The 10,390-nt window shown below is 68.7% G+C and carries 6 protein-coding genes and 3 pseudogenes; 7 read left to right on the plus strand and 2 right to left on the minus strand.

What is annotated here, in order from left to right; translation table 11 throughout:
- Positions 1 to 1,687: glycoside hydrolase family 3 N-terminal domain-containing protein (locus tag ABZ281_RS21230; protein ID WP_356657630.1), on the minus strand; the 1,687-nt coding region annotated here is incomplete at its 3' end.
- A 137-nt stretch (positions 1,688 to 1,824) separates the two neighbouring features.
- Between ABZ281_RS21230 and ABZ281_RS21235 the strand changes: the two genes are divergently transcribed.
- From ABZ281_RS21235 to ABZ281_RS21265, 7 genes and pseudogenes are all read left to right on the plus strand, one after another.
- Positions 1,825 to 2,886 carry a LacI family DNA-binding transcriptional regulator gene (locus ABZ281_RS21235; protein ID WP_356657632.1) on the plus strand — a complete coding sequence of 354 codons (1,062 nt, stop codon included), beginning with the start codon at positions 1,825 to 1,827 and terminating at the stop codon, positions 2,884 to 2,886.
- Positions 2,887 to 2,975: 89 nt separating this feature from the next.
- Entirely contained in the window at positions 2,976 to 4,328 is a 1,353-nt protein-coding gene (locus ABZ281_RS21240; protein ID WP_356657634.1) for an endo-1,4-beta-xylanase, read from the plus strand.
- A 73-nt stretch (positions 4,329 to 4,401) separates the two neighbouring features.
- On the plus strand, positions 4,402 to 5,451 hold the full coding sequence (locus ABZ281_RS21245; RefSeq protein ID WP_356657636.1) for an LCP family protein: 1,050 nt from the start codon (positions 4,402 to 4,404) through the stop codon (positions 5,449 to 5,451).
- Between the two features lie 1,064 nt (positions 5,452 to 6,515).
- Positions 6,516 to 7,708, plus strand: a pseudogene (gene ltrA, locus ABZ281_RS21250) (group II intron reverse transcriptase/maturase); the annotation flags it as partial.
- A gap of 384 nt (positions 7,709 to 8,092) precedes the next feature.
- On the plus strand, positions 8,093 to 8,218 hold the full coding sequence (locus ABZ281_RS21255; RefSeq protein ID WP_356657640.1) for an HNH endonuclease: 126 nt from the start codon (positions 8,093 to 8,095) through the stop codon (positions 8,216 to 8,218).
- A gap of 102 nt (positions 8,219 to 8,320) precedes the next feature.
- Positions 8,321 to 9,520: pseudogene (locus ABZ281_RS21260) on the plus strand (RNA-guided endonuclease TnpB family protein).
- Between the two features lie 227 nt (positions 9,521 to 9,747).
- Positions 9,748 to 9,927, plus strand: coding sequence for a hypothetical protein (locus ABZ281_RS21265; RefSeq protein WP_356657638.1), 180 nt, complete (start codon positions 9,748 to 9,750; stop codon positions 9,925 to 9,927).
- Positions 9,928 to 10,022: 95 nt separating this feature from the next.
- Here the strand turns inward: ABZ281_RS21265 and ABZ281_RS21270 are convergent.
- Positions 10,023 to 10,390, minus strand: a pseudogene (locus ABZ281_RS21270) (SAM-dependent methyltransferase); the annotation flags it as partial.

The raw sequence follows: 10,390 nt of genomic DNA on the forward strand, positions 1-10,390 counted from the left end.
GGAAGAACGCCTGGACGACCGCGCCCAGCCGGCCGTGCCAGCGGCCCAGCGCGTAAGGGCGGCCGGTCAGCAGTACCAGCACCACGGGGACGCCGGTGGCGACCAGTGCGTCCAGCAACTCGCCCTGGGCGCCCGGCAGGCCGAGGTCGGCCGCGTCGCAGCCCTCGCCCGAGGTGCCGCGGCCGAACAGGCCCGCCCGGTCGCCGAGGACCGCCACGCACACGTCCGCCTCGGCGGTGCGGGCGATGGCCTCCTCGAAGCCGGCGGTGTCCGGGTCCGTCACGTCGCAGCCCTGCGCGAACGTCACCTTGGCGTCGGGGAGTTCGGAGCGCAGGGCGTCCAGGACGGTCGGGATCTCGATGCCGGGCGGCACCTCGGGGTGGTGGGTGAGGACATGGGACGGGAAGGAGTAGCAGCCCAGCATGGCCAGGGCGTCGGCCGCCCGGGGGCCGACCACCGCGATGCGGGTGTCGGGGGCCAGCGGGAGCAGGCCGTCGGGGTTGTCGAGCAGGACCACCGACTCCTCGGCCAGGCGGCGGGCCAGGATCCGGTTGCCCGTCGAGTCGAGGGTGATCGCCGTGGCCGGTTCGGGCGTCCAGTCCTCGTCCAGCAGGCCCAGTTCGCACTTCTGGAGCAGGACGCGGCGGGCCGCGCGGTCCACGAGCTCTTCGGGGACCTCGCCCGACCTGACCGCCTCCAGCAGCGGGCGGCCGTAGCACTTGACGGTGGGCAGCTCGACGTCGATGCCGGCGGTGAGGGCCGCGTGGGCCGCCGCGGCGGGTGTTCCGGCGACCCGGTGGAGGGTGTGGAGGAAGCCGATGCCGAAGTAGTCGGCGACGACCGTGCCGGTGAAACCCCACTCCTCGCGCAGAAGGTGAGTGAGCAACCCGGGGTCCGCGGAGGCCGGGACGCCGTCCGTCTCGGTGTACGCGGCCATCACCGAGCGGGCCCCGCCCTCGCGCAGGGCCATCTCGAAGGGCGGCAGGGTGACGTCGGCGAACTCACGGACCCCCGCCCGAACCGGGGCGAGGTTGCGGGCGCCGGCCGAGGAGGCGTACCCGGCGAAGTGCTTGAGCGTGGCGACGACCCCGGCCGACTCCAGGCCCCGCACATAGGCCGTGCCGACCGTGCCGACCAGGTACGGGTCCTCGCCGATCGTCTCCTCCACGCGGCCCCAGCGCGGATCGCGTACGACGTCCAGGACGGGCGCGAGGCCCTGGTGGACGCCGGCCGAGCGCAGGTCGTCGCCGATGCGGCGGGCCATCTCCTCGACCAGCGGCGGATCCCAGGTCGCGCCCCACGCCAGCGGGACCGGATAGGCCGTGGCCTGCCAGGCGGTGAAGCCGGCCAGGCACTCCTCGTGCGCGATCGCCGGGATGCCGAAGCGGCCGGCCGCGGCGATGCGGCGCTGGGCGCGCGCCAGGGCCTGCGCGCCGAGTGCCGGTTCCACGGGGGCGGTGCCGAAGGAGCGCGTCAGCTGGCCGAGGCCGTGGGTGATCAGCTCCGCCCAGTCGTACTCGACGGTCATGTCGTGCTGGTGCGGAGCGACTCCGTCGCCGTCCGTCGCGGCGCCCACCCACACGCCGTACAACTGGGCGGTCTTCTCCTCCAGGGTCATCCGGGGGAGCAGGTCGTCGACGCGGGCGGCGGCGGGCAGCGCGGGGTCACGCCAGGGCGCGGTGGTCATGAAGCTCCTGTCGGGTGGACGGACGGCCCTCTCACGAACGTATCCACGAATGTTTCGTTATGAACTTCGAATGTTCCGGGAACCTATGGCGGTGCGGGGACTTCGTCAAGGGGGCCCGCAGGGTTACGATCGCCGCCATGACATCCCCGGAGCCCGTTGAAAGCCGGACGCAGACCCGGACGCAGGGGCGTACCGCGCAGACCGCGACACTGGCCGAGATCGCCCGTGAGGCGGGCGTCTCGGCGCCGACTGTTTCGAAGGTCCTCAACGGCCGGGCCGACGTCGCCCCGGCCACCCGGTCCCGCGTCGAGGACCTGCTGCGCGCCCACGGCTACCGGCGCCGCCGTGCCGAGGCGACCCGCTCGCCCCTGATCGACCTGGTCTTCCATGAGCTGGAGAGCGCCTGGGCGATGGAGGTCATCCGGGGCGTGGAGAACGTGGCGCGGGACGCCGGGCTCAGTGTCGTGCTGTCCGAGAGCGCGGGGCGGCTCACCCCGGGGCGGACCTGGGCCGACCAGGTCGCCGCGCGCCGGCCGCACGGCGTGATCCTGGTCCTGTCCGGGCTCGACGAGTCCCAGCGGGCGCTGCTGACCAGCCGCTCCATCCCGTTCGTGGTGATGGACCCGGCGGGTGACCCCGGTGCCGACGTGCCGTCGATCGGCGCGACCAACTGGCAGGGCGGTCTCGCCGCCACCCGGCATCTGGTCGAGCTGGGGCACCGCAGGATCGGAGCGATCAGCGGGCCCTCGCAGATGATGTGCAGCCGGGCCCGGATCGACGGCTACCGGGCCGCACTGGAGACGGCCGGGCTGCCGGTGGATCCGACCCTGATCGCGACCGGCGACTTCCACCACGAGGCCGGCTACCGGCGGGGCCTGGAACTGCTGCGCCGCCCGGACCGGCCGACCGCCGTCTTCGCCGGGAACGACCTCCAGGCGCTCGGGCTGTACGAGGCCGCGCGCGAGCTGGGGCTGCGCATCCCGGAGGACCTGAGCGTGGTCGGCTTCGACGATCTGCCGGTGGCGCCCTGGGTCGGCCCGCCGCTGACGACCGTACGGCAGCCGCTGACGGAGATGGCCGAGGCGGCGGCCAAGCTGGTCCTCGACCTCGGGCGGGACGAGGGGACTCCGGCAGCGACGAGGGTGGAGCTGGCGACGAGTCTGGTGGTGCGCAGCAGCACGGCGGGGCCCGCGGAATAGCAGGTGCTGTATTGACGGGTGTTCCGGACGCCTCCACACTGCACCGACGCCAATCGGTTGCAGCATCGAAACTTTCGGAGGTACCCGCAATGAGACCCCTGAGATCGGGCTTACCGACATCCCTGCTGGCCGGAGTCCTCACGGCCGGCTCCCTGCTGCTCGCGGCACCCGCGGCGCACGCCGCCGACACACCCCTGCGCGATCTCGCCGAAGCCAAGAGCAAGGTCATGGGCACGGCGGTCACCGGCTCCAAGCTCACCGGCACCTACGGCGAGATCGCCGGGCGCGAATTCAACTCGCTGACCCCCGGCAACGCCATGAAGTGGGGCTCGGTCGAGCCGAGCCGGGGCAGCCACGACTGGGCCGAGGCCGACCGGATCGTGGACTTCGCCGAGGCGCACGGCCAGCAGGTGCGCGGGCACACCCTGCTCTGGCACCAGCAGAACCCGGACTGGCTGACGAGCGGCAGCTGGACCCGGGACCAGCTCGGCGCGATCGTCCAGGACCACATCGCCACCGAGGCCGGCCGCTACAAGGGCCGGATCGCCGCCTGGGACGTGGTCAACGAGCCCTTCAACGAGGACGGCACCTACCGCCCCACCCTCTTCCGCACCACCCTCGGCCAGGACTACATCGCGCAGGCCCTCACCTGGGCCCGGGCCGCCGACCCGGGCGCCAGGCTGTACATCAACGACTACAACGTGGAGGGCGTCAACGCGAAGAGCACCGCCCTGTACGACCTGGTCAAGTCCCTGAAGGGACGCGGGATTCCGATCGACGGGGTCGGGCTGCAGGCCCATCTCATCGTCGGCCAGGTGCCCTCGACGCTCCAGCAGAACATCCAGCGCTTCGCCGACCTGGGGGTCGACGTGGCGATCACGGAGCTGGACATCCGGACGCAGCTCCCGATGACCCAGGCCAAGCTGACCCAGCAGGCCGCCGACTACAAGGCTGTCATGAACGCCTGTGTCGCGGTCGCGCGCTGCACCGGCGTCACCGTCTGGGGCTTCACCGACTCCGACTCCTGGATCCCGGACACCTTCCCCGGCCAGGGCGCGGCGACGCCGTACGACGAGAACTACCAGCCGAAACCGGCGTACCATGCCATCGCCGAGGCGCTCGGCGGGACGACGACCCCGCCGCCGACGGGTGCCTGCACGGCCGTCTACAGCGTCACCAGCCAGTGGAGCACGGGCTACACGGGCCAGGTGCGGATCGCCTGCTCGGGCGCCGCGCTGTCGTCGTGGAAGGCGAACTGGACGTTCGGCGCCGGGCAGCGGATCACGCAGGCGTGGAACGCGAACTGCACGCAGTCGGGCACGGCGGTCAGTTGCGCGAACGCCCCCTACAACGGCTCCGTACCGGACGGCGGTTGGGTGACGTTCGGGTTCAACGGCTCGTGGAGCGGGAGCAATCCGGTGCCGGTGGTGACACTGGGGTGAGCCCGGGTCCTGAAGTCTGAGAATTTCCGAAGAATGGGCGCCCTGGGCTCCCTCCCCGCAATAATTCGGACTTATGTTCCTGCCCGTGACGGGACTCAACGGGGACGAGGGCACAGACGTGGGCCGGCGGTCGAGAGTGCTGAAGATCGCCGGTCTCACTCTGGCGGGGACGCTGGTGCTGGGCGCCGGAGCGGCGGGCTGGGCCTACTGGCATCTCAGTGACAACATCACCGGCGTCGACATCGACAACGCGCTGGGCGACAACCGGCCTCCGAAGCCGGTGACCACACCGTCGCCCTCGGGCCCGGCCCTGCCGAGCGAGGCCCTCAACATCCTGGTCCTGGGCTCGGACTCGCGCAGCGGCAAGGAGAACCGCCGCCTCGGCGGCGGCGACAGCTCCGGCGCCCGCTCCGACACGGCGATGGTCGTCCACCTCGATGCCGGACGGACCAGTGCGACGGTGGTGAGCATCCCGCGCGACACCCTGGTCACCCGACCGTCCTGCCCGCGCCCGTCCGGCGGGTCGACGGCGGTCGCCCACCACTCCATGTTCAACAGCGCGTACGAGGTCGGCGGACCCGTCTGCGCGGTGAAGACGGTCGAGGAGATGACGAACGTCCGCATGGACCATTACCTCGAGATCGACTTCTCGGGCTTCGCCCAGCTGGTCGACGCGCTCGGCGGCGTCACCGTCACCACGGACGAGGACATCGCCGACGAGGACAGCCATCTGCGGCTCGAGGCGGGCACCCATCACCTCGACGGCACCCGGGCCCTGGCCTTCGCCCGCACCCGGCACGGCATAGGCGACGGCAGCGACCTGGGCCGCATAGGCCTCCAGCAGAAGCTGGTGAAGGCCCTGCTGGAGCAGATCGCCTCCCAGGACCTGCTCACCGACCCGGCCCGGCTGTACCGCGTCGCGGACACGGTCACCGCCGGCCTCACCACCGACACCGGCCTGGACTCCCTCGCCGAACTGACCCGGCTCGCCCAGAGCCTGAAGGGCCTCCCGCCGAGCGGGGTACGGACGGTGATGATGCCCGTGGCGCGGGCCCCGTCGGATCCCAACCGGGTGGTGGTCGAGGAACCCGAGGCGGGGAAGCTGTGGAAGTCGCTGCGCTGACCTGCACGGACGCGTTCCGGGGAACTTCTTCGAGGAGATTCCGCAAGCGTGTCGATCCGGCGTCCCTCCGATTCGACGCAGGGTGATGAATCGTTCGCATGTTCCCGGTGACGACGCGGGTTCGACTTGCCTAGTGCCGCGGCAGGCAACGTTCGCCCCGTCACGACGCCCGGCACGCTCCCCCACGCTCTCGACTCCGCTCGAGCAGGGGGTACCCCCCACTCGCCGCACCGGACGAAACCCCAAGTACGTCCAGTAAGAGGGCTTCCGGCCGGCACGCCGAGAGCACGCACCGGACGCCGCTCCTCAACGGGCAAACGTGGCCTGCCGCGGCACTAGTGTGATCGCCATGCAGCTCCGGTACACCTTCAGGGTGCGACACGATGTCGCACCGCTCAAGTGGACAACACCGCTTCAACGGGGTTGTCCCAGACCAGTGTTCTGAGGTCTGGTCCCACGCTCACATGCGTCGCTGGCAACGGCGGGGTGTGAAGCTGAGCGCTCAAGGCCCAAGAACGTCAGGGCATCTGACGTCACAGGCTGAGGGACAGTCCGGAAGGGTGAACGAAAGTGAACCCCTGTCAAAGCCTCGTCAGCGTTACCCGCCCGATGTCGAGCAATAGCGGCGGTCATGGCCCGGACGCTGGGAAGCGTCAAGCGGAGCCGAGGGTTCTGACCCGAGGCTCGTGAACACCGCTGGCCACGGGGCAATAGGTGGCACCCTCCCCGGACGCATCTTGACGGTGCGGAACGTGGAAACCCGGTTGAGGTCCAGAGGGATCTGGTAGGCCGACCGCAAGGAAAGCGGAATTCCTCAGCCGGACAGGATGGTTCAAGAAGCGAATGCCGGTCCCCGAAAGGGAAAGGGAAGTCGGGTGAATGCGCCCGTATAACCTGCCGGATACGGGGCTTTCCCCGGCCCGAAAGGGAGCAGACGTGAACCAGGTGAGCCTTTGAAATGAACTGAGAATAAGCCCGAACCGAGGGACAAGTTAGACGCCGGGAGGATGGTGGACATGTCTGCTCTGCCGCTCAGCCCGGTGAACGGACCCGAGGACGCCTCCATGCTGTGGCACCAGATCGACTGGAGCCGATGCGAGGGGGAAGTACGGCGACTGAGACAGCGGATCTTCAAGGCAGCGCAGGAAGAGGACTGGCCCACGGTCAGGAATCTGCAAAAGCTCATGCTGCGGAGCTACTCCAACACGCTGGTGAGCGTGAGGCGAGTGTCCCAGCTGAGTACTGGCCGCAAGACGGCCGGCGTCGACAGGGAGAAGGCGGTAACGCCAAAGGCTCGGTGGAATCTCGCGTCAGAGGTCCATCGGGTCGAGAAGCCCTGGCGAGCCATGCCGGTCAGGCGGGTGTACATCCCGAAGAGTAACGGGAAGCAACGCCCGCTCGGGATTCCGACGATTCGGGACCGGGCCATGCAGGCCCGTGTCAAGAATGCGCTGGAACCCGAGTGGGAGGCCCGTTTCGAACCCCGGTCGTACGGTTTCCGTCCAGGGAGAGGGTCCACGACGCGATCGAGGCAATTTTCGGGGCAACGGCACGCAAGAACGCCAAACGCCTCTGGGTTCTCGATGTTGATCTGTCGGCGGCATTCGACCGCATCGACCATCCTCGCCTGATGGACGCCGTCGGGGGATTCCCCGGCCGGAGTCTCATCCGTGCGTGGCTGAGGGCCGGTGTGGTCGAAGAGGGCCGCTTCACACCAACCGAGGAGGGGACTCCGCAGGGCGGTGTGATCAGCCCGCTGCTGATGAACGTGGCACTGCATGGGATGGAAGAGGCAGCAGGGCGCCGGTACTGGGGAGCCGAGGCGAAGACATACGAGCCGAAAGCTGCCCCCAGGACCCCGATCCTGATCCGTTACGCGGATGACTTTGTGGTCATGTGCCACAGCAAGTCGGAAGCAGAAGAGATCAAGGAACGGTTGGCAGAGTGGCTGGAGCCGAGAGGACTGCGGTTCAAAGAAGGAAAGACCCGGATCCGCCATATGGAGGACGGGTTCGACTTCCTCGGCTTCAACATCCGCCGCTACGACGGAAAGCTATTCATCAAACCAAGCGCTGACGCTGTCAAGAGACTCCGGGAAACCCTACGCACCAAAGTGAAGGGCCTGTACGGCTCCAACGCGGCGGGAATGCTGAGGGCGCTGACGCCGATCATTCGTGGATGGTCGGCGTACTACCGGAATGCGGTTTCCTCCCGAACATTCTCAAGTCTCGACAACTATGTGTGGGGGCTGCTCTGGGAGTGGGCGAAAAGGAGCCATCCGAGGAAGTCGAGGGTCTGGGTAGCCAACAGATACTTCGGCAGGTTCAACGAGTCCAGAAACGACAAGTGGGTCTTCGGGGACCGTATCAGCGGCGCCTATCTCCCCAAGTTCGGCTGGACCAAGATTGTCCGCCACGTGCAGGTGAAGGGCGCGGCGTCTCCCGACGACCCTGCTCTGGCCGAGTACTGGCAAGGACGCCGCCGTAAGAAGGCGCCACCGCCCATGGACAAAGTGAGTCTGTCCTTGGCGTACAAGCAGAAGGGGCTCTGCCCGCTCTGCAATCAGGCGCTCATCGCCGGGGCCGAATACGAACCGGACAGCCCACGCGAGTGGATCAACTGGTTCGCGGCCTCGAAGAAGATGCTGCACAAGCATCACTTCGTTTACCGGAGAGATGGCGGCTCCGACGATCGAACCAACCTCCGTCTCGTGCACTCCGCATGCCATCGACAGCTACACGCTCAAGATGGCGTGCAGGCCAAGTGAAACTGCGCTGGCCCATGGGGCGAGCTTGAGCCGTGTGCATTGAAAGGTGCACGCACGGTTCTGAGGGGGCCGGGATGCAGTAATGCATCCCGGCTACCCGACTTGTACCCCGACGCCGCTCAGCAGGCCGCGCTGGTCAGGGCGTTCGGGTGCGCTCGCGTGGTGTTCAACGACGCCCTGCGTGCCCGCGAGGACGCCCGTAAGGCCGGGCAGCCGTTCCCGACGGCCGGTCAGCTGTCCCGGAAGCTGATCACCGAGGCGAAACGGACAGCCGAACGGTCCTGGCTCGGCGAGGTCTCCGTGGTGGTGCTCCAGCAGTCCCTGCGCGACGCCGAGAAGGCGTACCGCAACTTCTTCGCCTCCCTCAAAGGCACGCGCAAGGGACCGCAGATGAGAGCACCACGGTTGAAGTCCCGTAAAAACACGCGGCAGTCGATCCGGTTCACCGCCAACGCCCGCTGGAGCATCAGTGACCAAGGGCGGCTGAATCTGCCGAAGATCGGCGCGGTGAAGGTGAAATGGTCCCGCACGCTGCCCGCCACCCCCACCTCCGTCACTGTCATCAAGGACGCGGCCTGACGGTACTTCGCCTCCTTCGTCGTCGACACCGACCCCGCCGCCGACCAGGCGCGGATGCCCGAGACCGACCGCACCATCGGCATCGACCTCGGCCTCACCCACTTCGCCGTCCCTCTCCGACGGCACGAAGATCAACTCACCGCGCTTCCTCCGGCGCGCGGAGAAGAAGCTGAAGCAGGTCCAGCGTGAGCTGTCCCGCAAGCAGAAGGGATCAAGGAACCGGGCCAAGGCCCGTCTGAAGGTCGCCCGTGCCCACGCCGCAGTCGCCGACGCACGCCGTGAGTTCCACCACCAGCTCTCCACGAAGCTGATCTCCGAGAACCACGGGGTCGCCGTGGAGGAGCTGTCGGTGGCGGGACTGGCCCGCACGAAGCTGGCCAAGTCCGTGCATACGCGGGCTGGTCGGCGTTCGTGAACATGCTGGAGTACAAAGCCGCCCGGTACGGCCGCATCCTGGTGAAGATCGGCCGGTTCACACCGACCTCCCAGACCTGCTCCACCTGCGGTGCCGTGGACGGTCCCAAACCCCTGAAGGTGCGGGAGTGGACCTGTACCGCCTGCGGCACCGTCCACGACCGGGACACCAACGCCGCGATCAACGTGAAGACGGCCGCCGGACTGGCGGTATCGGCCTGCGGAGCGCCGGTAAGACCAGGAGCAATCCCGGCGCAGCGCGAAGAAACAGGAAGCCACGGACTCCCCGCTGGAAACCCTGCCGTGTAATGGCACAGCAAGCAGTCAGGGAAGGCCAGAATTCTCGCCCGTCACTTCCGGGCGAGGAGCAAGTCAATCGATCAGCCAGTGCATGGCCAGGACACAAGGCCGAAGCGATCGAGGAGGCCAAGAACTCCAGTCCCCGCGCGAGGACTGCTGGACGCTCACCGTCGAGGTCCGGCAGATCGTCGCGAAATGACCGCCCCTGCTGGGCCGGGCGTCACCACGAGTCTCTGATGGTGGGCCTGACCCCGCAGACCAGTCCGGCCTCGCTGCCCACCCGGCGTCCGCGCGACCTCCTCACCCGCCTCCGTCGTACCGCGCAGGCCCGGGCGGGGTTCGAACGGGCGGCGTCCCTGACCCGGAACGAACGGGAGCAGGAACTGCTTCTGAGGCGGGCAGCGGAGCAACAGTGACGACCATGCCCGGGCGGGGTGCCCGATGGCCGTCGGGCGGGTCTGAGGGCTGGGCCCGGGCGGGGTGCCGGATGAGGAATGGGCAGTCCTGACGGCTACGCCCGCACGGGGTGTCCGATGAGCATCGCCGGTGCCCCCGCGACCCGGGTCAGAAACACCGTGGCCGCATGCGGGCCCTGCGGCTTGACCTTCCTGCGGAGCTCCTCCGGCTCGACCGCCGAGCCCCGCTTCTTGACGGTGAGAATGCCGACCCGGCGCTCCCTCAGCAGCGCCTTCAGCTTCTTGACGTTGAAGGGCAGATGGTCGGTGATCTCGTAGGCGGTGGCGTACGGGGTGGGATGCAGGGCGTCGGCCGTGACGTGCGCGATGGTCGCGTCGTGCAGCCCGCCGCCGACCTGGTCGGCGACCTCGGCGTCCAGGTGGGGGCGGCTGTGGGGGCGGTCGGGCTGGGTGAGGTTGCGGG

Origin of the sequence: Streptomyces sp. NPDC006265 (genome assembly GCF_040613555.1) — a bacterium.
In the GTDB taxonomy this organism is placed as follows: Bacteria; Actinomycetota; Actinomycetes; order Streptomycetales; family Streptomycetaceae; genus Streptomyces.

Bases quoted from the DNA above. Each gene is read 5' to 3' on its own strand.
- ABZ281_RS21265 (WP_356657638.1), top strand. From the start codon at position 9,748: ATGGTGGGCCTGACCCCGCAGACCAGTCCGGCCTCGCTGCCCACCCGG.
- ABZ281_RS21255 (WP_356657640.1), top strand. From the start codon at position 8,093: ATGCTGCACAAGCATCACTTCGTTTACCGGAGAGATGGCGGCTCCGAC.
- ABZ281_RS21235 (WP_356657632.1), top strand. From the start codon at position 1,825: ATGACATCCCCGGAGCCCGTTGAAAGCCGGACGCAGACCCGGACGCAG.
- ABZ281_RS21240 (WP_356657634.1), top strand. From the start codon at position 2,976: ATGAGACCCCTGAGATCGGGCTTACCGACATCCCTGCTGGCCGGAGTC.
- ABZ281_RS21245 (WP_356657636.1), top strand. From the start codon at position 4,402: ATGTTCCTGCCCGTGACGGGACTCAACGGGGACGAGGGCACAGACGTG.